This window comes from Neptuniibacter sp. QD37_11 (assembly GCF_047778105.1).
Lineage (GTDB): Bacteria > Pseudomonadota > Gammaproteobacteria > Pseudomonadales > Balneatricaceae > Neptuniibacter.
Genome location: NZ_CP180552.1, coordinates 3,196,009 through 3,222,258, shown reverse-complemented (window position 1 = coordinate 3,222,258; position 26,250 = coordinate 3,196,009). Strand labels below are relative to the sequence as shown.

Genomic DNA, 26,250 nt, shown 5'->3' with positions numbered 1-26,250 from the left:
CCCTAACGCTTAAAGCAGCCGCGCAGTATGCGTCTGATGGCTTTTCTTGTTATGTGTTTATTTCATTGTTGGCTTGGGAATGGGTGATGTTTAATTAGCCCCCATTTGCCATCTGCTTTTTCAGACCCGCGCGCTTCAAGTTCAACTAGAAGCCGCTTTGTTTCTTCTTCGCTAGCTCCTATTACAGCAGAAAGCGTTTCGAGATAACGCCATTTATCTGGGAAACGATCATCTTCAAGCATGAGCTTAAGGGTTGCCTTCCTTTTCGCATCCAGTTCTTTCTGCGGTTTTTCTTTGATCTTGTGCAGGATGATATTGCCGCCCAGTGTGAGCAATGACCCCACAATACCACCAAGGATTCCGATCAGTGCTATCCAGAACTTGGTGTCAGACACCACCTGAGTGGCGATTTTTGTAGCTAATGTCGATTCATCCATGTTCTTTTTTCACATAATGCCGCATTATGCGTAGTTAGTTTGCATTCTTTGGAAGCAGGTCTCTCAACGCAGCTTTCAAAAAACCACCGTTGTTGTTGTCTTTAACAGCTACCATTTTTTTCTCGACTAGATCATAGGCTTCAAGTTCGCCAAGTGCTTCTTTTAAAAACCGTGCCGGTGCATAAGCCGCTAGTGAGTACAGGTGCCGACTATGAGTTCCGGGCTTTACTTCACTAAAGTCAGGCAAATTCTCGGTGATACGTACATAAGTTGCACCTTCGGTGTTGAACCATAGCTCATAGTAAACATGCCCGTTGCCGCTTATCTTTGAAGCGGTGCCAGTGAAGTCCTCTAATTTCTTCATTTGTAGATATCACCTCTAGTAGGAAATACGCATAACGCCAAGCTAAACGGCGCAGCTTTGCTGCGTCCTTGCTTGAGCGCCTTGTTAAGTTCTTAGCTGTCCTGCACTCTAGAAGCATAAATCTTACTTTTTAAGTCAGGTGCGACTTTCTCGATTGTTTGCTCAATGGTTTTATAAAACCAACCAGCGGCAAAGGGCGAAACATAAATTCTATCAACTAGGTTGCCTACATCGATTTTTACGTAACGACCTGGGCCGTCAGATTTACAAGCAACGCCACCCTCCGACAAGGGATAACGAAAAATCATCAATCTTAATTCTTTTTCGTAACTATAATATGGCATTTTTTGAGTCAGCAAATGAAACCGACTAGTACTATTAGGATCACCGTGTTTGCCATACCGAACTTTGCCCATATAGATTTCTTCACTATATTTATCTCCACCGTTTTCCAGTGCCCTCTTGAGGGCACCAACAGTTGAGCGGATAGCTACTCCAGATGAAGAACCTTTTAGGTATATTTTCCAAAGCGCATAAGATTCTAGACGCTCCATAGACCAGCAATTGACCAATGAAAGCTCTGGCATTGGGTGGGTAAAATAGTGAAAGCTAGCCATTTCTTCTTCTAAATCCCTGCCAGCAAGGCCTTGGTGCTCTAACTCTGCTCTTTTTTGCTCGATGATATTTTTCGGAATAGTGCCTTCATATTTATCCGAAAGGATATTCATGTTGGGGAAATAAATCTGTTCGTGAACTAATACGTCCAAGAATTGTGCTAGATCCATATATCGCCAGATTACAGTGTCATCTTCTGGGCAATCTAAATAATCATGCTCTACTACTTTCATGCTACTCCATTGCTAGTAGGGAAACTTAACGCCCAAAGCAGCGGCGCGTTTACGCGTCCGGCTGACTTTGCTTGTTAGCTGGCTTTTCATCTGGCTTCTGTTTTTCTTTAGGGAACTCAATTTTTTTAATAAATTCCATGAGGATTTCATGAGTATTCAAAGGGTATGGATCAGAGCCAACTTTTGAAAAATCCCTAGCTGCAAAAATACGCTTTGCGATATCAACTTTTAGTTTATGCTGTTCACTTTCAGGAAGGGATGCCAAATAAGGTGTAATTGATTTCAAGTCTAGAGACGTTTGCAAATGGTTGTATTGCTGCTCTCTATGCTTAGCTGATTCCCTAGCAAGGTATGCTGCTGGCACTGATAGTAGAAAAGCCAAAATTAATCTAAAAATTGAGTTTTCCCAACTAAAGTTGGCTCTTGTAGTATCCCAAAAAGAATATGCCACCACCGCAACAATCAACGACATGCACAGCAGAGATCCTGCTCTTAACCAATTGGCTGAATTCCGTTCATCAATAGCACTTTTATCGAAGTTTCCGGCAATATTTTTACCAGTTGCGTGGGCAAGCTGTTCTTCAATTTGCTCTTTTTTAGAGCTAACTGTACTAAGTGCGTCATCGTAAAGCTTAGTAATCTCATCTAATTTCGCTTGCACCTTTGATTCAATATCTTTGGTACTTTCACCAAACAAAGATACTCTTGATTCGTTCTCACTTAGCAGCTTTTTTATACGAGCATCATGTTTTTCATGATCTTCTTTGATGGCATTTAATTCATTATTTAATGCCTTGATACTTAGTGTCTTTAGGTTCTTATTTTCCGTCTTATCTTTTCCTTCAAGTAATACAGACCTGTCTTCTACGGCACTCCTTAATTGTTGAGAGTGTGACAAGATATTTCTGCCTTCCTCTTTTTGAGACTCAAGTAAATCTTTAACCTTGTTTAAGTTTTGCGCAACCGTTTGTCCATAAACGCCAATCATCTTTATCGCTTGCAATACTTGTTCATCACTTGAACCCTCAATTGCGTTTGAATAAGAGTCAATAGACTTATCAAACTTATCAAACGCCTCTTTTAAGCTAATCGGAACTTCCTTTAATCTAAGGGAATCTCTTAAGCTGGAAATCATTTTCTGAAGGGTATATACATCGTCAGATAATTTTATTGATAATTCTTTCATCTAATTTCATTCTCTGTTTCTTATGCCAACTAACGCTCAGCTAAGTGGCGCGCATTGCGCGTCCTTACTTGAGCGCCTTGTTATGCGTATTAGCTCTGAACGCCTGTAAACGGCATAAGCACCCCAAGCTGAGCCAGAACTAACCAATAAAAAGATAAAGTACCCAACAGGAATATGACCGAGCTTTGCAAGGGCAGTGATACACGTACAAAAAACAAATAATGCAGCCATTCCTATGCTCATAGCTCTGGTTAGCACTGGGTACCCTCTATAAACACTTGAGTGATAGAAAGCGCAAGCAGCAGCCGCCATACCTGTATAAATGAGATTTTCAATTTCAAAATTTGGCCTTGAAAAGGTTATGAATGGGAATAGGCAACCAGCGGCCGATATGACTTTATGCCCTCTATAACCGCTCTCTTGCATAAAAATCGTATAAATATGATCAGGATCGTTTTCTGATTCTGTAGATAAGATCACAAACTTAGGAATAGCAAAAACCAACCCAAGTAAACCTAAGGCTAATAAAAAGAAAAAACCTAGTATTAAAATAATATCGACCATAATTCCTTTTACGCATAACGCTTTTGTAATAGGCCGCATTGCTGCGAAGCAGCGCAGTGTGCGGTCCAGCCCGAAGGGCGATTATTAACAAACTTGTTATAGCTTATTAGTTAAAACCGAGAATCGTTTTCGCAAGGTATTCCATCTCTATCCCCATCCATTTTGGTATTTGGGCAATGATTAATGAAAAAAACCGCTTCTTCACGAGAAGTCATTTGGCTGCAATGTTGACGACCATCGCACGAGAACTTTGAGTTAGAAGAATAAGCAGTCCTTTCCATATCTTGATTCTCTTTGGAATTAGAAAAAGACAAATCGGATATATTCGTAGGTTTCTGGTAGTACTGCCAGCCTGCAACAATAACTAAGCCTAATATTATTAGCTTTCTCAAAGTAAATATCCTTATTCAAATAGAGCTATAACGCCTCAATAAATGGCGCGCAAAGCGCGTCAAAGCGAAGCGATTTGATTGACTTGTTATGCCTTGGAACATGCAAGTTTGCCCAATTTGAATACATAAAGTACGCCTAGAGCTAACGGCACGTAAAGACAGGCGATTGTGATTATGCCCCAAAACATATCTGAGCTGTCCTCTAGTACCAACACAAAAACCATACTCATAATAAGCGGCAGCAATATAGACAGCACAAAAAAACCAACCGCCTTTTGTAACAGGTGAACCCAAGGCTCTTTGCTCGATATAGCAGATTTTTTAAGACTGAAATAAGTGCTGAGAAGAGCTAATAGCACCGTTATTTCAAAAACAGTGATCAGTAAGTCCTCAAAACCGAAGTAATTTATAAAATCCATTTTCTTCACTTATTTATGCATAACATTTTAATCAAAAGCGCGCGCGTTTTTCTGCCATTGAGAAAAACATAAAAAACTGTAAGAGATTGAATCTAAGTAGCTTTTAGACAGCACCGCCATTTTCCTCCGATAAAAACGAGCATGCGTGTTTTGATGACTGACTGTGCGCATAAGTCTGCACAGTAAATTCCCTAAGTGATTAATATGTAACTGAATAATTGAAAATGCAAGGAGAAAAGAGAGTGAGCATTGGTAGAAAAACGAGCCTATAACTCAGAGTTATCCAAATATACTGTATAGATAGTCATATTTGAGAAGCTTTCTATCCTCAGAGGAATAGATCGAACATGTCCACTTTTGGCATAAAGCGGAAGTCGATATGTATGCCCAACTACTTGTTCGAAAGATTAATTTACTGCTCTCCTAACTGTGAATATCAACCCGATATTTCGAATACCCTATTAATTTTGATTGAATTTCAAACGCGACCAAGTTCCCTTCGTCGTATTGGGCGGTAAAGGGTTAGGTATAAAATCTATCCATTGGGAGGAAAAGCAAAACGAACTTTAAGCGAATGGTGATATTTAAGCTCCCTATATAATAGGTACGTGTATGGTTATATATAAGACTCTCCAATGTGGAGTAGATCATAGACCTAAATGTTCCAGTTACTACCCCTATATGGAGTAGTTGACAGGAGGGCAACCAGTTATCTACTCCATATAGGAGGAGTAACTATCAAAACCTACTCCATATAGGAGGAGTTGTTTTGATAATTCTATTTCCAAGATGAGGGTGATTTGCACCAGTACCCCAGTGGAATATTGCCTGGGCTAATGCCATCATCGTATTGAACACCTTTAACAGGCTCATCAATCCCATTCCAAGTTATAGCTACTAGTGTTGGTCTACCTCTTTGCTTCCAGCCCTGTCGGGTTACCACTAGAAATCCTTTACTAATAAGCCCAGAGAAGGCTCGATGAAGTGACGAGCTAGCCCAACCTCTTTCCTTCATCAGAGCGTGACAGGCAGATAGGCATCCATTGTTACGCCCGTTACACTGACAAAGTAAATCGACTAATAACTTCACTTCAGCAGCCTTTAGTTGAGCAAAGGGCAAGCTTTTGGCTACGTGGTAAGGTATCCCAACAAATCGGCCTTTCTTTTTTGGGGAGCGTTTCATACTTCCCATATTTAGTACCCCATCGTGCTAGGCTTTAGACTGTCATAACTTATGGTTAAGGACGTGGGTTAGGAAACTGAGCAAGAAGGTATTGGCTTTCCTTCTCAGTTATGAGTGAGGCGGATCGGAGACTTCGCGTTTCGTTTACGAACGCCAGTGCTTTTTCCGCCTCTTTGCGATCTGGTAACCAGTACCAAGTAAAGAAAGTTAAGCCACCAGCTCGATGGGTGTCTTTTGTACGTTTTTTTGAAAGGGTAAGTCCAATTCTTCGAACTAGATTCGATATGGTTGATGGTAGTGCCGTTTCGCCATATACCTTCATAGAAGCACCTAGTTTATGGATACCATTTGTACCGGCTTTTAGTGACTCATAAGAGCTGAGTTCAAGTTTCGTTGGGGGTGAGTTAGGCTTATTTAGCTTTTTTGTGCTGGTGGCTTTCGTATCGAGAGCCGCTCGCTGCTTTTTCATTTTTAGCCCCTCCTTCTTTATGCAGTCTGTTTTTTTTCGGCTTCTGAAATACGGTCGTCGATCCATTTTTGAATGTCCGACTCTAGCCAAGCCACCAGCCGGCCACCTAAGTGGATGGGTTTTGGGAAGCTACCTGACTTAATGCGGAAGTAGATCGTGCTGCGAGCTAAGCCAGTTAATTGCTCAACTTCTGGTCGGCGAATCAGTCTTTTGGAATCCATATGTCTCTCCTGAATCGTTGTTGGAATCAGGAGAGATATTGGATGAAAGGGGAGGGTGATAGCACTAGTGTAAAATTTCGTAAAAGTATCTATTAGATGAAAAAGTCCTAAGTTTTTTTCTTATAGGAAAATTTGCCCAATTTTCATCTAATTTTATTGGGTGATACTGCTCTCCAGTATTTTAAGGAAAGATTCGTCTACTGCCTCCCGAGCGAGTGGGATTACTGTTTGAGATAAACCTCGGTCCTGGACTATTCCGTAAGGCCCATAGACGGAATTGACCAAGAGTTGCCTGTTAATAGTTTTATTGTTTTCTTCTTCCCAGATCAGTAAATCGATTATGGCCAGTATTTTATATTTCTTAAGATCGTACATCTTAACGTCTGTGTCTTTTCTGCTAGTCGCTGTAATGCCCAGGGCTTTACGATATTTGGGTAAAAGCTGCTTAAACTGTTCAATAATCTTGTTATTAGGAAGAGTCATGTCGATAGACAAAAAGGCTAAATGATCGTGACCGTCGATATCGTTATGTTTCCTAAAAAGATCATAAGGTGCTTGTAGTAATAGGTGATCGGTAGATTCTTTGCTTTTGGCCAATTCGTCGAGCTTTTGAGAGACGACATTGCCTGCGGATAGGATTTGGAAGGTTAAAAGGGGGGTTACAGCGGGCGTTGTAATTCCACTATCATAGCCATGTTTCTCTCCGTCTAGGTCTAGTGGGTCTTCTATGACTGATACGTTTTTTTCGCGCAAAGGATCCCAGCGTTGGTCTAGTAATCCCGATTGCCTAATTTCCTTTACGGCTTCTAGACTGGTTTGAAATTCCCCTAAAACCTCCAAGTCATCACGTGCAGAAGATCTATGGTAAAGCTCTCTGTACCAATCTGATTTAGTAAAGTTGGTAACAGCCTCGTAGTTGGCTAAGTTGAACCATTCTGGAAGTTCATTAACTCCAGTTTTCTTCATTTTCACCTCCCTATGATGATAGGCCCTGTAAGAAGTTACGGCACCGGCTGTCAGGGAACAGTTTTTCGGGAGCGACCCTAGGCACCGTATGTACTGGTCTATCAGAAAACTTTAGTTACTTTTGACTACTAATTTGAGCTAGAAGGCGACTGAGTTCGGATAGACTGGTGGTCGCTTCAGCTAACTCGGATGTGGATATGTCGGCAGATACGTTATCTGCTGCGTAGAAAGCAGTTTTATTAATCAGAGTAAGTAGTTGTAAGCATTCCTCTAGAGCGGCTTCAGCTTTATCGAAAAAGCCGTTCGACTGATCGGTAGGAGCCTGATTTATTAAGTGTTTAACAAAATTAGGTAGCTCGGAAAAAGTAGTCATGAGTTATCTCTCCTTGATAAATGAGTGTTGGGTATTAGTTTTGCCCAAAGTTAGCGGTTATAACATTCCCAGTTAATGCCTGGGCTTTAAGTTGGTCTAAATAATCTGCCCAGTGCTGCATCATTTCAGTACGCTGGGCGAGGTGCTTAGTTCTGTTATAGGCTCTACCGTTAGCATCCTTAACGGCGTGGGCTAGCTGCTGTTCTATCCACTCTACCCGATAGTTAAGCTGCTCATCTAAGAGGGTTCTAGCCATTGCTCTAAAACCGTGCGGGGTCATAGTTTCGTTATCGTACCCCATGGTCCTGAGAGCTACCCTGATAGCATTTTCCGACATGCACCGGCTTCGGCCTCGAGCTGATGGGAAAATATATTCGCCTCGTCCTGTCAGGGCGTGTAGTTCTTTCAGTATGGCTAGGGCCTGACTGCTCAGAGGGATTATATGCTGCTGGTGGGTTTTCTCGGCCACCAGCTCTATGCGTAATTCTTCGTGATTAATATCGGACCATTTCAGGTGTCTTAGCTCTCCAGGACGGCAGAAGAAGAGGGCTGACAATTTTAGGGCTGCAGAAACTACAGGGGTCCCTTCGAACTGATCTATGGCAGTCATTAACCGTCCAGCTTCTTTTGGGGTAGTGATCGCTGCAAAGTGTTTGGTAGGTGCTGGTTTAAGAGCTCCTTTAAGGTCTGGAGTGGGATCCCGCTCAGCCCTTCCAGTCGCGATAGCGAACCTGAAAACTTGTCCGGCAATTTGTTTGTCTCTATGGGCTGTTTCTATTGCACCTCGGTCTTCCACTTTTCTCAGGGCATTTAGCAGCATAGGGGCTGTTATTTCGGTTATGGGAGTGTCACCGATTGAGGTGAATAGATCGTGTTCCAGCGCTCGTAATACTCTTTTCTGATATCCAGGGGTTTTGTCGCTTTGGTGGGTGTTAAACCACTCCAGCGCAATCGATTGGAATGAATTGGCTGTTTTAAGTTTTTCTGAGGCTTTCTGAGATTTTTTGTGGGCTGAAGGGTCTATGCCATCTAATAGCAGTCTTCTGGCCTCGTCCCTCTTCTCTCTCGCTTTTTGGAGAGTGACGTCAGGGTAGGGGCCAAATGCTAATTTTTTCTCTTTGCCATTAAACCTGTATTTCAAGTAGAAGAGTTTAGAACCACTTTTCTTGATGAGTAAATACATTCCTTTCTCATCCGAGAGTTTGTAGTCCTTCTCTCTGGGTTTAGCAGATTTGATGGTTCTATCCGTCAGTGGCACAGCATACTCCTTTAGCTGTAATTGGGGGCCTTGGTTTTGGTGATGGGTAAAGGCCCCCGATAAAGCCCCAGTTAAGTGGGGGCTTTCAATAAACTTGTTGGAAGTCACTGGAATAGAGAGTAGACCGCAAGCCTTGGTATTTCAAGGCCTGCGGGACCTGTTAGGAAGTCACAGGATTTGTGTTTGGTGGAGATGGCGGGGGTCGAACCCGCGTCCGTCAATCCTCCGCCTCAAGATCTACATGTTTAGGCTTCTCTATTGAGTTAACCCGTCACGACCCGAGAGCCAGGGTGTTATGGGCGAGCCTTTTTAAGTTTTAGCCGTTCAGCTTAAGGCGAAGCATCCGGGCGATTCTGTCTCGAATGATACCGCAAAATCCTTTAGTTACAGACACCTGAAGGAGCGGCACAAGCTGACTTATGCAGCTAGAGCGTAGTTATCGTCGTTAGCAACTATAACTGTGTAGTGAGGGATTTACGAGATTCACTACATTCTCGACATGCACCTAAGGTTTTGTAATCAGCGTCGAAGCCAAGTCATCCCCAGATAGCTCGCGATTATACCTATTGTGTTGGATATAGACGAGTAGATTGTGAAGCTTCGACCCAATTTTTTTGTGTAAGTTCCTTTGGGGCTTTGTTGGAGAAACTAAAAAGGGGTTGTAATACGCTGCTGCGATGGAAAGAGAGGTCGGTAAAGAAGGGGGGGGAGAGGTTGTGCTATGGCAGCTATTTAGCTGCCATAAGGCGTTGTTTCTGACGAGCCCAGTCTTTGTCTTTATCTGCGGCGCGTTTATCGTGTTGCTTCTTACCTTTGGCTAGCGCAATTTCGCATTTGATGCGATTGCCTTTCCAGTAAAGGGAGAGTGCTACACAAGTGAAGCCTTTAGCTTCAGTCGCGTTGATGATCTTTACTAGTTCGCGATGGTTAAGTAGCAATTTACGATCACGGGTCGGATCTGCGACTACGTGGGTGCAGGCTGTTTTCAGCGGAGTGAAGTGTGCACCAACTAACCAAGCTTCGCCTTTGTGGATCACCACGTAGGATTCCACCAGTTGCGCGCGTCCTTCGCGTAGGCTTTTTACTTCCCAGCCAGTCAGAACGAGACCTGCTTCGAATTTATCCGAAATTAGGTATTCGTGACGTGCTCTTTTGTTTTGACAAATTGTGTTGCCCGATGGGGCTTTCTTTTTCTTGGCCATGGCGGGCGATTATATAGATCAGGCTTGCTAAGGGAAAGCGCCTTGCAATCAGGGAAAACTATTTCTATTTGTTCATCTACTTCTACAAAGTTCTGAATGTGCAATCTGCACAATAAAAAGCTCTGTTTTTGCTATCTAAAACAGGGGAAATCCCTAAAGTTCTGGGGAGCTAGCGGGGTGTGCACTTTTTGAGCAGTCAACGATGTACTTAATAAGTAAAAAGTGAAAGAATTTGCGTTTTTTCGCGACTAACCCCCCAGAAGAGTAGCAGTTCATGCAGGAAAAGAAGTCTATCCACGGTGCTTGGGCATCTCGTTGGATCTTTATTTTGGCGGCCACTGGTTCGGCAGTTGGCTTAGGTAATATTTGGAAGTTCCCATATATTGCGGGCGAAAATGGTGGCGGTGCGTTCGTACTGGTATACCTTGTCTGTATCTTGATGGTTGGTGTTCCAATCATGATGGCAGAGGTCTTCATCGGTCGACGTGGTAGACAAAGTCCTATCAATGCTATGAAGGATGTGGCGATAGAAGCCAATCATTCAGGGAAATGGTCATTTGTTGGTTGGATGGGTGTTCTAGCCGGCTTTATGATCTTCTCGTTCTACTCTGTAGTTGCGGGTTGGGTGCTTTATTACATTGCTGGTATGGGTACTGGCGATTTCATCTCTATTGGTAGTGATGATGCGGGTAAGGTCTTCAATGACTTGCTAGCTGACCCTCAGACATTGCTGATCTGGCATACGATCTTTGTTGCAATGGTAATGGTGGTTATCGTTGGTGGCGTTAAGAAAGGTCTTGAGAACGCTGTTAAGCTATTGATGCCTGCGCTATTTATCCTTCTATTGATCATGCTTGGTTACTCCATGCAGACAGAAGGCTTCTCTCAAGGTTTTGATTTCCTATTCCACTTCGACTTCTCGGAGCTGAGTTGGAATGCTGTATTGATCGCGTTAGGTCACTCTTTCTTCACCCTATCTCTGGGTATGGGTGCGATCATGGCGTACGGTTCATACATGCCTAAGAAGACCTCTATCGGTGGTTCTGTAATCACAATTGCGGCAATGGATACTATCGTTGCTTTGATTGCTGGTTTGGTTATCTTCCCGATCGTATTTGCTAACGGTATGGATCCTGGTGCGGGTCCTGGTCTGATGTTTGTAACGCTGCCTGTTGCTTTCGGTCAGATGCCTGGCGGTCAGATCTTTGGTTTCGTATTCTTCTTGCTTGTAGGTATTGCTGCTTGGACTTCAGCTATCTCTCTAATCGAACCAGCAGCTGCTTGGTTGGTAGAGAAGTTTGGCTGGAGCCGTGTTCCTGCGTGTATCGCGCTAGGCCTTGTTGTTTGGGGCTTAGGTATTGCTGCGCTAGGTTCTTTCAACTTCATCTCCGACTTCAAGATGATGGGCTTCAATGTCTTTGATTTCCTAGACTTTATGACGGCTAATGTCATGTTGCCATTGGGTGGATTGTTCATCGCAATCTTCGCGGGTTGGTTTGTAACTCGTAAAATGGCTGAAGATGAATTGGCAATCTCCTCTCCTTTACTGTTCAATGCATGGTATATTGCGCTGCGATATGTATCGCCAGTAGCGGTAGCTGTAATCTTTATTCTCAACCTTGTTGAGAAGTTGAAGTAAAGGAATGAAAAAAAGGCATGACTCAGGTAGATCGCAGTGCATTGGTATTGCACACTGCAGAAGAGATGTTTGATCTTATAAATGATGTAGAACGATATCCTGAGTTTTTGCCCTGGTGCGCTAGCACCGAGATTATAAGTCGCACTGACGATGAGTTGGTTGCGACTTTGTTCCTTTCTAAAGGTGGCTTGAAATATAGCTTTACCACTCGAAATCAGCTTAACCGCCCTGTAAGCATGACACTTGAATTGGAAGAGGGGCCCTTTTCCCGCTTGAGTGGTGTGTGGGATTTCAAACCGCTTAGTGATGAAGCGTGTAAAGTAAGCTTAAGCTTACAGTTTGAGTTCTCGGGTAAAATTGCTTCTATGGCGATGAGTAAGGTTTTTAATCAAGTTGCAACGACTATGGTTGATGCCTTCGTAACCCGCGCAGATCAAGTATACGTTTAAGAGAAAGTGTCACTATGAATGTTGAAGTCGCTTATGCCCTTCCTACAGAGCAAAAAATCATAGCTTTGACTGTGGCTGATGATTGCACTGCTTATGATGCGGTTATCCAGTCTGGCATTGTGGAGCTTTATCCACAGATCGATCCTGAGAATGATCCTATGGGTATCTTTGCTAAAGCAATCAAGAACCCTAAAGAGACAATTTTGCGGGAAGGTCAGCGTGTTGAGATTTATCGCCCTTTAATTGCTGATCCGAAGGAAGCAAGGGCTAAGCGCGCAGCTAAGGTGAAAGCAAAGAAAGAAGCTGAATAAGCTGCACGCCTGCGTAGCTAAGGTTTAGCTACGCTTACCACCTGGACGGAAGTCACCATTTAAGGCATTTAGCTTGCCATCTGTAAAGTATAGAGAGATGCGTTCTTTGCTATAGCTGCCATCTTCACCACTTTTCTTTGTGTATAGGTAGTCCCAACGGCCTTCGTGGAAGGTATCAGTGATTAATGGTGAACCCATGATGAAGCGCACTTGGCTTTGGCTCATGCCAGGGCGCAGCTGATCTACCATCTCTTGAGTAACAACATTGCCCTGCGGGATGTCGAATTTATATACACCTGGGAAACCAGAACAACCGGTCAGAGTCAGTGCTACAGTAAAAGTTGTAGCAATTAGTAGTTTTTGCATCAGAATTTTGCTTCCACTATTGTGCGTAAATGCGGATAATAAAGTTTCGTGCGCTATTGAACAAGCAATTCAGCTTCCGCATGATTATGTAATCACCAACAGCTTAGAGAATAGATAACTATGTCACTTGAAAATCAGGAACTAAGAAAAGCAGGCCTGAAGGTTACTTTGCCTCGCGTAAAAATTTATCAGATCCTAGAACAGGCTGGTGAAGGCGATCACTTCAGTGCTGAAGATATTTATAAGTTGCTGATGGAAAAAGGTGAAGATGTTGGTTTGGCAACGGTTTACCGTGTACTAACTCAGTTTGAAGCGGCTGGTCTAGTAACGCGTCACCACTTCGAAGGTGGTCACTCTGTATTTGAATTGGCGCGTGATGAAGAACACGATCACATTGTTTGCGTAAAAAGTGGCATCGTAAAAGAATTTAACGATCCACGTTTGAATGCGCTTCTAAACGAGATCGCTGAGTCTATGGGCTTTACTGTGACTGATCGTACTATTTACCTGTACGGCGTTCACAAAGACGCAGACGAAAAATAAGCAGTACTTGCTCTGGTGACAACTAAAAAGCCCGCTACTAGCGGGTTTTTTAGTGTATGGAATACCCTTCCAAAAACTATGTGTATGGGGCTTGAGGTCTAGCTTGCTTGAGCAAGCATCTCTTTAGCATGCTCAATAGATCGCTCTGTAATATCGATCCCGCCCAGCATACGTGCAACTTCTTGAACACGACTGTCCGCGCAGAGTTGATTGATCTGCGTGTGAGTGGTCTTTTTATCCGTCTGTTTACTCACAAATAGATGTTGATGGCCTTGGCTCGCGACTTGCGGCTGATGAGTTACACATAGAATTTGTGCTTTTTCACCCAGTTGTCTTAGCAGGCGACCCACGACTTCCGCAATCGCACCACCAATACCTACATCGACTTCATCAAAGATTAGTGTCGAAGTGGTGGAGGTTTGTGCTGTGATCACTTGGATAGCAAGACTGATACGTGATAGCTCACCACCGGATGCGATTTTGCCTAATGGTTTTGGTGGTTGGCCTGCATTGGTAATAATCAGGAACTCTACTTCTTCCAAACCGTTCAGACTTGGTTTTTCTAAAGCGGTTAATGCAACAGACATCTGCGCAGATGGCATGCCTAAATTATGCAGTTGCTGATCGACTAATTTGCCTAATTTTTTAGCGGAGGCTGAGCGTTTGGTACTTAACTTGTTAGCGTAAGCGAGGTATTCAGTTTTGGCGCTCTCAACGTCAAGGGCGAGTTGCTCTAACTCTTCGTCAGAGCGACTTAGGCTGGATAGCTCTTGGCTAAGCGATTGATGGAATTCGCATAGCTCGTCTGGGTTGATGCGATGCTTACGTGCAATCTCGTAAATTGTTGATAGGCGTTCTTCGACATCTTGTTGTCTGCTTGGATCGACATTGACGCGATCCATGTAATGGCGGATCTCGTTGCTAGCTTCTTCAACTTGGATCAATGCCGAGTTCAGCATCTCGTTGGCTTGTCGAACTGAAGGGGATTCTGATTGGATTTCAGATAGAAGCTGCAGGCAGTGATTCAATTGTTGTACGCAATTGGCGTCATCGCTATCGCTGGCTAGATTGATCAGCTGGTGGCCTGTGTTCAGAATGCTCTCGGCATTGGCTAAGGTTTTTTGCTCTTCTTCCAGTTGCTTTAGTTCGCCATCGGTTAAGGCGAGCTGGTCTAACTCTTCAATCTGATAGCTTAATAGCTGCACTCGTGCTGTTTGTTCGGCGCTTTGCTCAGAGAGACGTTTCAGTTCGCTATCGAGCTTATGCCATTGCTGGTAGCTACTGTGAACTTGGCTGACGAGTTTGGCCTGTCCGGCAAAATTATCGAGTAGTGTTCGGTGATGATCTTTTTTCAGTAAGCGTTGGTGTTCATGTTGACCATGAATAGCAATCAGTAGCTCGCCAAGGTTTTTGACTAAGCTGGCAGGCGATGGGCGACCATTGATATAGCAGCGTGAGCGCCCCTCTTTAGTGATCACTCTACGCAGTATGCATTCACCGTCATTGTCTAAATCATTCTCTGATAGCCACTGAGAGGCTTCAGGGATGCTATCTATGTTGAAGCTTGCTGTGATGTCGGCTTTCTCAGCGCCTTGACGTACGGCACCGCTCTCTGCGCGGTTACCTAAGGCTAGGCCTAGGGCGTCGAGCATAATCGATTTACCCGCACCTGTTTCACCGCTGACTACGGTCATGCCTTGGCTTAGTTCTAGATCAAGGTGATCAACAATGGCAAAGTCACAAATAGATAATTGATTCAGCATAATAAAATACATGTGTTTTTATACAGTGGTTTCTGTATAAGTCATATTTTGATCGGATGCAATCTTTATCTGAAATTAGCGTAAAAAAATCGAATTTATCTGTTGAAAGCGATCTCTTTGTCCCCATATTCAAGAGCAATTGATATTAACACCCAACAGACGCCCTCGAGTTTATTGAATGGGCTGGCTGGAGAGCACAATGGCAAACGAAGAACTGAACCCAGTAGAAGAGCAGAAAGTTGAGCAGCCAGAAGAGGTTGTAGCAGCGGAAGAAGCGCAAGAAGAAAACGCTGAACAAGGTGAAGCGGAACAGGTTGCTGCAGAAGAGACTGCTCAGGATGCGGATAAATTGGCAGCTGATCTAGCTGCAGCAGTAGCTGAGGTTGAGACGCTAAAGGATCAGATGCTACGTGTTCAGGCTGATGCTCAGAATGTTCGTCGTCGTGCTGAACAGGATGTAGAAAAGGCGCACAAATTTGGCGTAGAGAAGTTTGCCAACGAAATGTTGCCAATCGTCGATAGCCTAGAGCGCGCTATTGAAGCCTTCGGTGATGACGAAGCGGTTAAGCCGATGAAAGAAGGCGTTGAGATGACTATGAACATGTTCCTCTCGGGTCTGGCTAAATTCCAGATGGAACAGGTTAATCCTCAAGGAGAAGCATTTGATCCGGCACTACACCAAGCAATGTCTATGGTTGAGTCACCAGATGCGAAGCCAAATACAGTTATTGCAGTAATGCAGAAAGGTTACACATTGCACGGCCGCCTAGTGCGCCCTGCGATGGTTGTTGTGGCTAAAGCTTAAGGTACGTTAGGTAAATTTAATTTTGGTTTCGGCCTTGAAACCCTGCAAAACGTACTTATATAGATTTCATACTGACTAGTAAGTCAATTATAGAATTAATCACTGTCCGTCAGAACGGGCAGCTTAGAAAGAATTGGAGCAGATACAAATGGGTAAAATCATCGGTATTGACTTAGGAACTACAAACTCTTGTGTTTCTATCCTAGATGGCGACAGCGCTAAAGTTATCGAAAACGCTGAAGGCGATCGCACAACGCCTTCCATCATTGCTTACGCTGATGAAGGTGAAATCTTAGTCGGTCAGCCTGCAAAACGTCAGGCGGTTACTAACCCAGACAACACGCTATTTGCTATCAAGCGTCTTATCGGCCGTCGTTTCAAAGATGATGTTGTTCAGAAAGACATCAAAATGGTGCCATACAAAATCGTTGAAGCTGACAACGGTGATGCTTGGGTAGAAGTTAAGGGCGACAAGCTTGCTGCACCTCAGATCTCTGCAGAGATTCTGAAGAAGATGAAGAAAACTGCAGAAGACTACCTAGGCGAGACAGTAACTGAAGCCGTTGTAACTGTACCAGCATACTTCAACGATGCTCAGCGTCAGGCGACTAAAGATGCGGGTAAAATTGCTGGTCTAGAAGTTAAGCGTATCATCAACGAGCCAACTGCTGCTGCTCTTGCATACGGCATGGACAAGTCTAAAGGCGACAAAACTATCGCTGTATATGACCTAGGTGGTGGTACTTTCGATATCTCTATCATCGAGATCGCTGAAGTAGATGGCGAGCACCAGTTCGAAGTACTTTCTACTAACGGTGATACGTTCCTTGGTGGTGAAGACTTTGACCTACGTTTGATCGAGTTCTTGGCTGATGAGTTCAAGAAAGACACTGGTATCGATCTACACAACGATCCACTAGCGCTTCAGCGTCTAAAAGAAGGTGCTGAGAAAGCTAAAGTAGAACTATCTTCTGCACAGCAGACTGACGTTAACCTACCTTACATCACTGCTGATGCAACAGGTCCAAAACACCTTAACGTTAAGATCACTCGTGCGAAGCTTGAGTCTCTAGTAGAAGAGCTAGTTCAGCGCTCTCTAGAGCCATGTAAGATCGCTCTACAAGATTCTGATCTAAGCGCATCTGAAATCGACGAAGTTATCTTGGTTGGTGGTCAGACTCGTATGCCAATGGTTCAGGAAAAAGTTGCTGAATTCTTCGGTAAAGAAGCACGTAAAGACGTTAACCCTGATGAAGCTGTAGCAATGGGTGCAGCGATCCAAGGTGCGGTACTAGCTGGTGACGTTAAAGACGTTCTACTTCTAGACGTAACGCCTCTAACGCTTGGTATCGAAACTATGGGTGGCGTAGCTACTCCAGTAATCGAGAAGAACACGACTATCCCAACTAAGAAGTCTCAGATCTTTTCTACTGCAGACGACAACCAGAACGCTGTAACAATTCACGTTGTACAGGGTGAGCGTAAGCAAGCGGCACAGAACAAATCTCTAGGTCGTTTCGACTTGGCTGAGATCCCACCAGCACCACGCGGTGTGCCTCAGATCGAAGTAACTTTCGACCTTGATGCTAACGGTATCCTGAACGTATCTGCACAGGATAAAGCGACTGGCAAACAACAGTCTATCGTAATCAAAGCATCTTCAGGTCTGAGCGATGACGAGATCGAGCAGATGGTAAGCGATGCAGAAGCTCACGCTGAAGAAGATAAGAAGTTTGAAGAGCTGACTACTGCGCGTAACCAGGGTGACGCGATGGTTCACTCTGCTAAGAAGACAATGGAAGAAGCGGGCGACAAAGCGACTGACGAAGAGAAAGCAGCTGTTGAAGCAGCAACTGCTGAGCTTGAAGAAGCGCTTAAAGGCGACGACAAAGACGCTATCGAAGCTAAAACTACTGCACTTACTGAAGCGATCTCTGGTGTTGCTCAGAAGATGTACGCAGAAGCTGCACAGCAAGCTGAAGCTGAGCAAGGCGCAGGCGGTGCTGAACAGCAACAAGCTGGCGGTAACGATGATGCAGTAGACGCTGAGTTCGAAGAAGTTAAAGACGACAAAAAATAAGTCGCCTTTTAGCTGAATCAAGCTAACTAAGCGTAGAACTTTGCAGTGTTTCTTGATGCTGCAAAGTCGAATTACTCGGCACCGCGGGCTCTATGCCCGCGTTGTCATATCCGGCTTAAAGCCGAAAACAGTGTTGTGACTGTATAGTGTAGTGACCATGTCAAAACGAGATTATTACGAAGTATTGGGTGTATCTAAGGGTTCATCTGATCGCGATATCAAGAAAGCTTTCCGCCGTATGGCGATGAAATATCATCCGGACCGTAACCCGGACGATAAGGAAGCAGAAGATAAGTTCAAAGAAGTAAACGAAGCTTACGAAGTGTTATCTGACGCTCAGAAGAAAGCTGCGTACGATCAATACGGTCATGCCGGTGTTGATCCGAACATGCGTGGTGGTCACGGTGGCGGCTTCGACGGTAACTTCTCTGATATCTTTGGCGATGTATTTGGCGATATTTTCGGTGGCGGCGGTGGTCGCGGTGGCCGTAGCTCGGTACAACGTGGCGCTGACTTACGCTACAACATGGAAATGACGCTGGAAGAAGCGGTTCGTGGTGTAGAAAAGAGCATCAAAGTTCCTACGCTTGTAGAGTGTGAAACTTGTGATGGTTCTGGTGCTAAGCCTGGTACTTCTGCAAAAGTGTGCGGTACTTGTGGCGGTCAAGGCCAGGTTCGTATGCAGCAGGGCTTCTTCTCGGTACAACAGACTTGTCCAACCTGTCATGGTGAAGGCAAGATCATTACTGATCCTTGTACTGACTGTCATGGTCATGGCCGTAAAGAGAAGACTAAGACGCTTAACGTTAAGATCCCTGCGGGCGTTGATACAGGCGATCGTATCCGTCTAGCGGGTGAAGGCGAAGCGGGTACTCACGGTGGTCCAGCAGGCGATCTATATGTACAAGTTCATGTTAAAGATCACCCGATCTTTGAGCGTGACGGTAAACACTTATACTGCGAAGTGCCGATCAGCTTTGTTGATGCAGCATTGGGCGGTGAGCTAGAAGTTCCAACCCTTGATGGTCGTGTTAAGTTGAAAGTACCATCCGAAACGCAGACCGGAAAAATGTTCCGTCTACGTGGCAAGGGTGTAGCGCCTGTTCGCGGTGGATCTACGGGAGATCTTCTGGTTAAAGTAGTTGTGGAAACGCCGGTTAAGTTGAGCAGTCGCCAGAAAGAACTATTGCGTGAGTTCCAAGACGAGATGGAACAAGGTACGCATAAACACAGCCCGAAGAAGCACGGCTTCTTTGATTCTGTGAAAAAGTTTTTTGAAGATATGACCTAATTTTAAGGGGCATTTATTGCCCCTTAAATTTTTATAAGAATGGGGATGGCATGAGCCAGAATCCAGAATGCCCAACTTGGCTTTGGGATGAAATTACGGCAGAAGCCGAACGTGAAGTAGTTGACGAGCCTGTATTGGCGGGGTTTTATCACGCCAATATTTTAGGTCATCAGAGTTTGTGTTCTGCTTTGGCTTATCTGTTGAGCCGCAAGTTGCATGATGATGCAGTGCCAGCAGTAACTTTTCGTCTAGTGATCGAAGAAGTATTTCGTGAAGCGCCAGAGATCTTACAGGCTGTGTGTGCAGATATAGCTGCGGTTCGTACCCGAGACCCTGCAATCGATAAATATGCGACTGTATTGCTGTACCTTAAGGGGTTTCATGCAATTCAGGCGTATCGTGTGGCTCACTATATGTGGAATAAAGGCCGTAAGAGCATGGCGCTTTATATCCAGAGCAGAGTTAGTTGTGTGTTGCAGGTTGATATTCATCCTGCGGCTAAAATCGGTCATGGCGTAATGTTTGATCACGCAACAGGTATTGTTGTGGGTGAAACCAGCGTGATCGAGAATGATGTTTCTATCCTGCAATCTGTAACCTTAGGCGGTACAGGTAAAGATTGTGGTGATCGTCATCCGAAAATTCGTGAAGGCGTTATGATTGCGGCAGGTGCCAAGATCTTCGGTAACATCGAAGTGGGCGCAGGTGCCAAAGTAGGTGGTGGAAGTGTTGTGTTGGATGATGTGCCAAGGCATACAACAGTTGTAGGCGTACCTGCCCGTGCTGTTGGTCATCCTCAATGCGATAAACCGGCACTGGATATGGACCAGAATATCCTTCACGACAAAAACAAATAAGAGCGGAAACTTACATGATTAAAGTAGCAGTTACTGGCGCAGCCGGTCGTATGGGTAAAGCAAATATCGAAGCGCTACAGATGGCTGAAGGCATTGAATTAGGTGCAGCTATTGTTGAGCCTGATAGTTCTTTGATCGGCGCAGATGCCGGTGAAGTTGCAGGTGTTGGTAAGCTAGGCGTTAAGATTGTTGGTTCTTTGCATGAAGCGGTTGCTGATTTTGACGTGCTAATCGACTTTACAGCACCAGAAGTCACGCTAGAGAATGTTCGTTTCTGTACTACTCACGGTAAGCAAGTTGTTATCGGTACGACGGGTCTTACTGATGAGCAGAAAGCAGTGCTAGAGAAAGCCGCTGAGAGTGTTGCCATTGTATTTGCACCAAACATGAGTGTTGGTGTGAACTTGTGCTTCAAACTGCTTGAGATCGCAGCTAAAGCTTTAGGTAACGATGATTACGATATCGAAGTGATCGAAGCTCACCACCGTCACAAAGTGGATTCGCCTTCAGGAACTGCACTACGTATGGGTGAAGTGGTTGCTGATGCCTTAGGTCGTGATCTTAAAGAGTGCGCTGTTTATGGCCGTGAAGGTCAGGTAGGCGCGCGTCCTCGTGGTGAGATCGGTTTTGAAACGATCCGTGCTGGTGATGTCGTAGGCGATCACACTGTGCTATTTGGTACAGAAGGTGAGCGTATCGAGATCACGCATAAAGCGAGTAACCGTCTAACTTTCGCTAAAGGCGCTGTTCGTGCTTGTAAGTGGTTGGAAGGTAAAGAGAATGGCCTATACGATATGCAGGATATTCTTGGTCTGAAATAGTTTTAGATCTACTTTAAAAAGCCGCTGTTTATCAGCGGCTTTTTTAATCGCACACAACGGTATTGCGACCAGCCTCTTTCGCTTTATACAACATCTCATCTGCTCGGCTGATCATCTGGCTGAAGTTATCATCATCCCTTTCGATCAAACCTATACTCACTGTGACAGGTAATATTTGATCAGCGAATACAAATTCAGTGTCATGCACTAAGGTGCAGAAATGCTGCATCAAAATATCTGCTTGTTCTAAATTTAAACCGCTTAACAAAACACAAAACTCTTCACCGCCAATACGGGCATGTAAGAAGCGATTAAAGGAACGATTCAGCAAGGTGGCTATCTGTGTCAGTACAGCATCGCCAGCGTCATGACCATAGTTGTCATTTATCTGTTTAAAGAAGTCCAGATCCATCATGGCTAAGCAGGCTTGGTTTTGTGATTGTGTTAATAACTTTTCAGACTGTTCGAATAGATAACGGCGGTTGTGTAGACCTGTGAGAAAGTCGCGGTTAGCCGCATCTTTGATTTGAGCAATGAGTTCCATCTGCTCGATGTTATGCATCACTCGGCAATGCAACTCTTCATAGTTAAACGGCTTAGTTAGAAAATCGTTTGCACCGCTTTTAATAAATTTAGCCGATAGGGAGGGGCTGTCGGCAGCCGATATGCCGATAATCTTCAGTTCCGAGGTTTCGTATTCGCGTCGAATGGCTTGTACCAACTCAATGCCGTTCATATTCGGCATCTCGTAGTCAGTTAGAATCAGTTTAATTTCCGGGTCTTGCTGCAACTTAGCTAAGCCCTCTTGGCCATTGCTAGCTTCAATAACTTGATATAGGTGCTTTTCTAGTTGTTTACGAATCAGTAAACGATAGGAGGAGGAGTCTTCGACTAATAGGACTTTTATCGTTCGGTTTTTAAGTAAACGGTGAATTAATTGAACGGCATATTCGTAGGAGAAGCGGCTCTCTTTGATGATGTAATCCACCACGCCTTGTTGCAGCAGAGACTCGCGTTTATCGTCGTCGTAACTACCTGTCAGAACGATTGTCGGTATGTTTTGCGCGAGAATGAGATCGACAATTTCGCCATTGGGCGCGTCGGGCAGGTTTAGATCTACAAGTGCTGCAAAAATATCTTCGTAGAGGTCTATCTTTTCCTGAGCTTGAAGAAGGCTTTCACAGAAGATGACTTCCACTGGGAGATCTGCAGTTTGAAACAGTCTTTGTAGTACGCGGCTTACTAGTTGGCTATCTTCAACGACAAGAACTTTCATATCTAAACTCAAAATAGATGCGATTAATGTCTGGGTTAGCACACCTTGTCATAGTGTCATTTATGATTGCTTAATTGAAGGCAAAAACCACCCCAAATCTCGAAGCTTGTCTAGTAGTTTAGGCTAATATTAAAAGAGTAAGGGAGGGGGAGTGAATGGCGATTTCTCAATCTGCTTTTCTCACGAGGACGGATTTAACTGAGCTGTTTGAGCTTTTGCTTAAGCAAGGCTTTAGGTTGCATGGTCCTCAAGTTCGCGATGGCGCAATTGTTTTTGATGATCTCCAATCTGTTAGTGATCTACCGCAAGGGTGGACAGATCAACAGGCTCCGGGGAGGTATCGACTCAAGCACAGTGGTTCTCCACGCCAGTTTAATTGGGCAAATGGGCCTTCGGCACTAAAACCGCTGTTATATCCTACTCGAGAAGTCATCTGGCAAGCAAAGCGGAGTGGTGATGGTCGATTGCAATTTTTAGTGCCTGAACAAGCGCAAGATAAAGTTGCGGTCATAGGGGTAAAGGCCTGTGACCTTACCGCGTTGAAACTGCAGGATCAGCATTTTCTAGAAGGTGAATATGTAGACCCCGGTTACCAAGCAAAGCGGCAAGGGCTTTTTTTAATTGCTGTTAATTGCAATGTCTCGGCAGAAACCTGTTTCTGTGCCTCTACCGGTGATGGTCCTGAGGTAAAGCAAGGGTATGACATCCTGCTGACTGAATTAGACGACGGTTTTCTTATTCAATCGGGCTCGGATAAAGGTGCGGCCATCGTCGATCAGTTGCCGCTACACAGAGTGACTGAAGCGATGACCGACATAGCCAAGGAACAGATTCAAACGGCTGCTAATCAACAAACCCGATCACTCAACCTTATTGCTAAAGATGATCTGCAAAGCCGAAGAGATCGTCCGCAATGGAATAATATTGCCGAGCGCTGCCTTGCCTGCGGTAACTGCACTATGGTTTGCCCCACCTGTTTCTGCCATCGACAGCATGAAGAGCCACAGCTTAATGGTGCTGAGAGCGAGCACGTCAGAGAGTGGGATAGCTGTTTTGGAGAATCTCATGGCCAGCTTGCAGGATTTCAAGTTCGACAAACCGTTAAGCAGCGCTATCAGCAATGGATGATCCATAAGCTAGATACTTGGCAGACCCAATATGGCCGCTCAGGTTGTACTGGCTGCGGGCGCTGTATGACCTGGTGCCCTGCAGAGATAGATTTTGTAGCAGAAGCAAACCTGATAACAGGAGACAAAGAATGAGTGTTTTCTGTCAGAAACCTTTGGTTGCAACTGTTACTGAGGTGATTTGCGAATCTAAAACGATCTTTACGCTTCGTTTGCAGTTGGCTGACCTCGCAGAGCGAGAGGCCTATGAGTTTAAGCCGGGGCAGTTCAATATGCTTTACCTTTTCGGTGTGGGTGAGGTGCCTATCTCGATCGTTTCTGATCCTAAGGATGAAGGCGTAATTGATCACACTATCAGGATCGTAGGGCGTGTTACTGAAGGCTTAGCGAAATTAAAACAGGGAGATCAAATCGGTCTAAGAGGTCCATTTGGTCGAGGTTGGCCTCTGCCGGACGCCAAAAATAAGGACCTTCTGATCGTTACCGGTGGATTGGGTTGTGCGCCGGTCGTAGCAGCAATCAATTATGCGCTGAAAAGGAGAGATCATTATCGACGCTTGAGTATTGTTCAAGGCGTTAAGCACAGCAATGATCTTATCTGGAGTGAGCGCTACGATCTATGGCGTCAGTTTGAGAATGTAGAGGTGTTTCTTGCTGCGGATGAATCAGGACCGGCGTGGCCATTCCATAAAGGGCGTATCACCGAACTAATTGATCAAGTGACGGTTGATCCCAGTAATGCATTGGCGATGATTTGTGGGCCTGAGGGGATGATGCATGCTGCAGCGGAAAAGCTTATTGGTTTAGGGATAGATCCAGCTCAGATCTATCTTAGCTTAGAGCGCAATATGCAGTGTGCCATGGGGCATTGTGGCCATTGCCAGTTTGGGGCTGATTTTATCTGCAAGGATGGTCCAGTATTTTCTTACCCTGCTGTACGTGATCGTTTAGGTATGGAGGGCGTGTGATGAACTCTAAACCGAGTATTGCTGTGCATAAGTTTAGTTCCTGTGATGGTTGCCAGCTCGCTCTTCTTAATATGGGTGAGGCGCTGGTGACTTTAGCTACTCGCGTTGAGATTAAGCACTTTGCGGAAGCCGGTGTTTTGGATGAAAACGCAGAGGTCGATATTGCCTTTATCGAAGGCAGTATTGTGACTCAACATGATACTCAGCGAATCCAACAGATACGTAAGAACAGTCGTTATCTTATTACCATGGGAGCCTGCGCCACTTCTGGTGGGATTCAAGCATTAAAGAACTTAGCGGATGCACCAGAAACTTGGCCGGGGGCTATTTATCCACAGCCTGAATTTATCGACAGTTTGGATAGATCAGAGCCGATCAAAGATCACGTTAAAGTTGATTTTGAACTCTGGGGTTGCCCGATCAATAGTCGCCAAATCTCAACGGCGATCAGCTTAATGCTTGAAGACGTGATGCCTCAGGATGAGCGCGAAAAGCTCTGTGTTGAGTGTAAACGCTCAGGTCAGGTCTGCACTTTAGTCACTGCTGGAGAGCCCTGTATGGGGCCAGTAACAAGATTGGGGTGCGGAGCTTTGTGTCCTAAATTTGGTCGGGCATGCTATGGCTGCTATGGCGATGCAGAGTTGTCTCATCATGCAGCGTTGGCACGTCGTTTATCAGGTTTAGGCCTTGTTGATGAAGAAGTTAGTCGACGCTTTCAATTGATTCATCCTGACCCCAGTCCTTTCCCTAAAGGTGGTAATGGAGAGCTGAATGACTAAGCGAAAGATTCAGATTGATGTGCCCTCACTTGCCCGTGTTGAGGGAGAAGGAGCGCTCCATCTCAAAATTGAGCAAGGTAGGTTGCAGCAACTGCAGTTCAAAATTTATGAGCCGCCACGATTTTTTGAGAAGTTTCTAGAAGGGCGGCACTTTTCCGAAGTTCCAGACATTGTGGCGCGCATCTGTGGAATATGTCCTGTGGCGTATCAAGTCAGTGCAGTGAATTCATTGGAATCTCTGTTTCAGGTTCAGCTAACTCCATGGATAAAGGATATGCGGCGTTTGCTCTATTTAGGTGAGTGGCTGCAAAGTCATGGTCTGCATATCCATTTGCTAGCGTTGCCAGATTATTTTGGCCATAACTCGGCGTTGGAGCTCGCAGGGGAATACCCCGATGAGGTTCGAAGGGGTTTTGCTATTCAAGATGCGGGTAACCGAATTATGCGCTTCTTGGGTGGGCGTTCTGTGCATCCTGTCGGCATTAAAGTGGGTGGTTTTCATAAAGCGCCTTCAATATCTGAAGCCCTCGAACTCAAGCAGAGCCTGCAGGAAATATTGCCTCAAGCAGTTGCGATGGTTGAATGGTTAGCTGAGGTTGAGATTCCTGATCATCGACAGGCTTTTAATTCAGTATCCCTAGTAGCGAATAGCTATCCGCTTGGAGAAGGTCGTCTCGTTAGTAGCTCAGGATTGAATATCACTGAGGATGAATATGAAACCTACTTTGCAGAAAGCCAGTCGCCGAACTCGACGGCGCTGTGGAGTCACCTAAATGGCCAAGACTATCTGGTAGGCCCTCTGGCAAGGATTAATCTGAATCATCAGCAACTGCCTGATTTTCTACAAAAGCTACTTCGTAAATTGGGTAACCCTTTCCCAAGTCAGAATATGTTCCACAGCATGTTGGCTCGTGGGGTGGAGATCTGTTTTGCTTTGGATGAAGCGATTAAGTTGCTGGAAAAGTATCAGTCTCTTGAAAAAAGTGCAGTTGAGGTTAGTCCACGAGCAGGCACTGGATACGGTTGGAGTGAAGCGCCCCGCGGTTTGTTATGGCACCGATACACAGTGGATAAGGCAGGCTTAATTACAGAAGCGAAAATCGTCCCGCCGACCAGCCAAAACCAAGCACGTATCGAGCAAGATCTGCTTTATTCCCTCAGTGAATTTGGCTTGGATCAACCCGATGATCTTTTGCGCTTACATAGCGAAAAAGTGATTCGTAATTATGACCCTTGTATCTCCTGCGCAACTCACTTTCTAAAGTTAACAACGGAGCGTAAGCCTTGAATTTA

Annotated in this window: 30 protein-coding genes and 1 other RNA gene; 13 read left to right on the top strand and 18 right to left on the bottom strand. The window is 44.8% G+C overall.

Annotated elements, in window-relative coordinates; all coding sequences use genetic code 11:
• Positions 1 to 62 precede the first annotated feature (62 nt).
• The 15 genes from ACMXYT_RS15130 to smpB form a co-directional block, all read right to left on the bottom strand.
• On the bottom strand, positions 63 to 437 hold the full coding sequence (locus ACMXYT_RS15130) for a hypothetical protein (RefSeq protein WP_415911640.1): 375 nt from the start codon (positions 435 to 437) through the stop codon (positions 63 to 65).
• A 34-nt stretch (positions 438 to 471) separates the two neighbouring features.
• Positions 472 to 801 carry a hypothetical protein gene (locus tag ACMXYT_RS15125; protein ID WP_415911639.1) on the bottom strand — a complete coding sequence of 110 codons (330 nt, stop codon included), beginning with the start codon at positions 799 to 801 and terminating at the stop codon, positions 472 to 474.
• 92 nt (positions 802 to 893) lie between these two features.
• Complete coding sequence (locus ACMXYT_RS15120) at positions 894 to 1,649, bottom strand: hypothetical protein (RefSeq protein WP_415911638.1); 756 nt, start codon at positions 1,647 to 1,649, stop codon at positions 894 to 896.
• Positions 1,650 to 1,698: 49 nt separating this feature from the next.
• The gene (locus tag ACMXYT_RS15115; protein WP_415911637.1) at positions 1,699 to 2,835 is read right to left on the bottom strand and encodes a hypothetical protein; all 1,137 of its coding nucleotides are present in this window, start codon (positions 2,833 to 2,835) and stop codon (positions 1,699 to 1,701) included.
• Between the two features lie 36 nt (positions 2,836 to 2,871).
• A complete protein-coding gene (locus ACMXYT_RS15110; RefSeq protein ID WP_415911636.1) occupies positions 2,872 to 3,399 on the bottom strand; it encodes a hypothetical protein in 528 nt (175 codons plus the stop codon).
• A gap of 110 nt (positions 3,400 to 3,509) precedes the next feature.
• On the bottom strand, positions 3,510 to 3,614 hold the full coding sequence (locus ACMXYT_RS15105) for an excalibur calcium-binding domain-containing protein (RefSeq protein WP_415912207.1): 105 nt from the start codon (positions 3,612 to 3,614) through the stop codon (positions 3,510 to 3,512).
• Between the two features lie 263 nt (positions 3,615 to 3,877).
• On the bottom strand, positions 3,878 to 4,219 hold the full coding sequence (locus ACMXYT_RS15100) for a hypothetical protein (RefSeq protein WP_415911635.1): 342 nt from the start codon (positions 4,217 to 4,219) through the stop codon (positions 3,878 to 3,880).
• A 769-nt stretch (positions 4,220 to 4,988) separates the two neighbouring features.
• Positions 4,989 to 5,402, bottom strand: coding sequence for a hypothetical protein (locus ACMXYT_RS15095; RefSeq protein WP_415911634.1), 414 nt, complete (start codon positions 5,400 to 5,402; stop codon positions 4,989 to 4,991).
• Between the two features lie 46 nt (positions 5,403 to 5,448).
• Positions 5,449 to 5,862 carry a hypothetical protein gene (locus tag ACMXYT_RS15090; RefSeq protein ID WP_415911633.1) on the bottom strand — a complete coding sequence of 138 codons (414 nt, stop codon included), beginning with the start codon at positions 5,860 to 5,862 and terminating at the stop codon, positions 5,449 to 5,451.
• Positions 5,863 to 5,879: 17 nt separating this feature from the next.
• A complete protein-coding gene (locus ACMXYT_RS15085; RefSeq protein ID WP_415911632.1) occupies positions 5,880 to 6,083 on the bottom strand; it encodes a helix-turn-helix transcriptional regulator in 204 nt (67 codons plus the stop codon).
• A gap of 153 nt (positions 6,084 to 6,236) precedes the next feature.
• Entirely contained in the window at positions 6,237 to 7,049 is an 813-nt protein-coding gene (locus ACMXYT_RS15080) for a DUF6387 family protein (protein ID WP_415911631.1), read from the bottom strand.
• A 115-nt stretch (positions 7,050 to 7,164) separates the two neighbouring features.
• The gene (locus tag ACMXYT_RS15075; RefSeq protein WP_415911630.1) at positions 7,165 to 7,422 is read right to left on the bottom strand and encodes a hypothetical protein; all 258 of its coding nucleotides are present in this window, start codon (positions 7,420 to 7,422) and stop codon (positions 7,165 to 7,167) included.
• Positions 7,423 to 7,456: 34 nt separating this feature from the next.
• Positions 7,457 to 8,680: a tyrosine-type recombinase/integrase gene (locus ACMXYT_RS15070; protein ID WP_415911629.1), complete on the bottom strand. Its 1,224-nt coding sequence runs from the start codon at positions 8,678 to 8,680 to the stop codon at positions 7,457 to 7,459.
• Positions 8,681 to 8,864: 184 nt separating this feature from the next.
• Positions 8,865 to 9,224, bottom strand: a transfer-messenger RNA (tmRNA) gene (gene ssrA, locus ACMXYT_RS15065).
• A gap of 184 nt (positions 9,225 to 9,408) precedes the next feature.
• Positions 9,409 to 9,882 carry an SsrA-binding protein SmpB gene (gene smpB / locus ACMXYT_RS15060; RefSeq protein ID WP_415886001.1) on the bottom strand — a complete coding sequence of 158 codons (474 nt, stop codon included), beginning with the start codon at positions 9,880 to 9,882 and terminating at the stop codon, positions 9,409 to 9,411.
• Between the two features lie 274 nt (positions 9,883 to 10,156).
• Between smpB and ACMXYT_RS15055 the strand changes: the two genes are divergently transcribed.
• Genes ACMXYT_RS15055 through ACMXYT_RS15045 form a run of 3 tightly spaced genes read left to right on the top strand, consistent with a single transcriptional unit; the run spans position 10,157 to position 12,281 of the window.
• Positions 10,157 to 11,521 (top strand): sodium-dependent transporter, encoded by a 1,365-nt coding sequence (locus ACMXYT_RS15055; protein WP_415895265.1) that lies wholly within the window; start codon positions 10,157 to 10,159, stop codon positions 11,519 to 11,521.
• A gap of 17 nt (positions 11,522 to 11,538) precedes the next feature.
• Positions 11,539 to 11,970 (top strand): type II toxin-antitoxin system RatA family toxin, encoded by a 432-nt coding sequence (locus ACMXYT_RS15050; protein ID WP_415882588.1) that lies wholly within the window; start codon positions 11,539 to 11,541, stop codon positions 11,968 to 11,970.
• 14 nt (positions 11,971 to 11,984) lie between these two features.
• Positions 11,985 to 12,281 carry an RnfH family protein gene (locus ACMXYT_RS15045; RefSeq protein WP_415882587.1) on the top strand — a complete coding sequence of 99 codons (297 nt, stop codon included), beginning with the start codon at positions 11,985 to 11,987 and terminating at the stop codon, positions 12,279 to 12,281.
• A gap of 24 nt (positions 12,282 to 12,305) precedes the next feature.
• Here ACMXYT_RS15045 and ACMXYT_RS15040 read toward each other — a convergent pair whose 3' ends face one another.
• Entirely contained in the window at positions 12,306 to 12,647 is a 342-nt protein-coding gene (locus tag ACMXYT_RS15040; RefSeq protein ID WP_415882586.1) for an outer membrane protein assembly factor BamE, read from the bottom strand.
• Positions 12,648 to 12,767: 120 nt separating this feature from the next.
• Here ACMXYT_RS15040 and fur point away from each other — a divergent pair, with 120 nt between their 5' ends.
• Entirely contained in the window at positions 12,768 to 13,190 is a 423-nt protein-coding gene (fur, locus tag ACMXYT_RS15035) for a ferric iron uptake transcriptional regulator (RefSeq protein WP_415882585.1), read from the top strand.
• A 98-nt stretch (positions 13,191 to 13,288) separates the two neighbouring features.
• On the opposite strand, the gene recN is transcribed toward fur, so the two are convergent.
• Complete coding sequence (gene recN, locus ACMXYT_RS15030; RefSeq protein ID WP_415899373.1) at positions 13,289 to 14,953, bottom strand: DNA repair protein RecN; 1,665 nt, start codon at positions 14,951 to 14,953, stop codon at positions 13,289 to 13,291.
• Between the two features lie 199 nt (positions 14,954 to 15,152).
• Here recN and grpE point away from each other — a divergent pair, with 199 nt between their 5' ends.
• From grpE to dapB, 5 genes are all read left to right on the top strand, one after another.
• Entirely contained in the window at positions 15,153 to 15,758 is a 606-nt protein-coding gene (grpE, locus tag ACMXYT_RS15025; protein WP_415899372.1) for a nucleotide exchange factor GrpE, read from the top strand.
• Positions 15,759 to 15,906: 148 nt separating this feature from the next.
• The gene (dnaK, locus tag ACMXYT_RS15020) at positions 15,907 to 17,838 is read left to right on the top strand and encodes a molecular chaperone DnaK (RefSeq protein WP_415899371.1); all 1,932 of its coding nucleotides are present in this window, start codon (positions 15,907 to 15,909) and stop codon (positions 17,836 to 17,838) included.
• Positions 17,839 to 17,995: 157 nt separating this feature from the next.
• Positions 17,996 to 19,129: a molecular chaperone DnaJ gene (dnaJ, locus tag ACMXYT_RS15015; RefSeq protein WP_415899370.1), complete on the top strand. Its 1,134-nt coding sequence runs from the start codon at positions 17,996 to 17,998 to the stop codon at positions 19,127 to 19,129.
• A gap of 50 nt (positions 19,130 to 19,179) precedes the next feature.
• Positions 19,180 to 19,986, top strand: a complete 807-nt coding sequence (cysE, locus tag ACMXYT_RS15010) for a serine O-acetyltransferase (RefSeq protein WP_415899369.1) — start codon at positions 19,180 to 19,182, stop codon at positions 19,984 to 19,986.
• A gap of 14 nt (positions 19,987 to 20,000) precedes the next feature.
• The gene (gene dapB / locus ACMXYT_RS15005; RefSeq protein ID WP_415899368.1) at positions 20,001 to 20,807 is read left to right on the top strand and encodes a 4-hydroxy-tetrahydrodipicolinate reductase; all 807 of its coding nucleotides are present in this window, start codon (positions 20,001 to 20,003) and stop codon (positions 20,805 to 20,807) included.
• 43 nt (positions 20,808 to 20,850) lie between these two features.
• Here dapB and ACMXYT_RS15000 read toward each other — a convergent pair whose 3' ends face one another.
• Entirely contained in the window at positions 20,851 to 22,083 is a 1,233-nt protein-coding gene (locus tag ACMXYT_RS15000; protein ID WP_415899367.1) for a diguanylate cyclase, read from the bottom strand.
• A gap of 155 nt (positions 22,084 to 22,238) precedes the next feature.
• Here ACMXYT_RS15000 and ACMXYT_RS14995 point away from each other — a divergent pair, with 155 nt between their 5' ends.
• From ACMXYT_RS14995 to ACMXYT_RS14980, 4 genes are read left to right on the top strand one after another with little or no spacing between them, the layout of a single operon-like run.
• Positions 22,239 to 23,345 (top strand): 4Fe-4S dicluster domain-containing protein, encoded by a 1,107-nt coding sequence (locus tag ACMXYT_RS14995; protein ID WP_415899366.1) that lies wholly within the window; start codon positions 22,239 to 22,241, stop codon positions 23,343 to 23,345.
• Positions 23,342 to 24,178, top strand: a complete 837-nt coding sequence (locus tag ACMXYT_RS14990) for an FAD/NAD(P)-binding protein (protein ID WP_415899365.1) — start codon at positions 23,342 to 23,344, stop codon at positions 24,176 to 24,178. The genes ACMXYT_RS14995 and ACMXYT_RS14990 overlap by 4 nt, the downstream gene beginning before the upstream one ends.
• Entirely contained in the window at positions 24,178 to 24,957 is a 780-nt protein-coding gene (locus ACMXYT_RS14985) for a sulfhydrogenase subunit delta (protein ID WP_415899364.1), read from the top strand. Before ACMXYT_RS14990 ends, ACMXYT_RS14985 begins: the two co-directional genes overlap by 1 nt.
• A complete protein-coding gene (locus tag ACMXYT_RS14980) occupies positions 24,950 to 26,245 on the top strand; it encodes a Ni/Fe hydrogenase subunit alpha (RefSeq protein ID WP_415911628.1) in 1,296 nt (431 codons plus the stop codon). The genes ACMXYT_RS14985 and ACMXYT_RS14980 overlap by 8 nt, the downstream gene beginning before the upstream one ends.
• Positions 26,246 to 26,250: the final 5 nt, after the last annotated feature.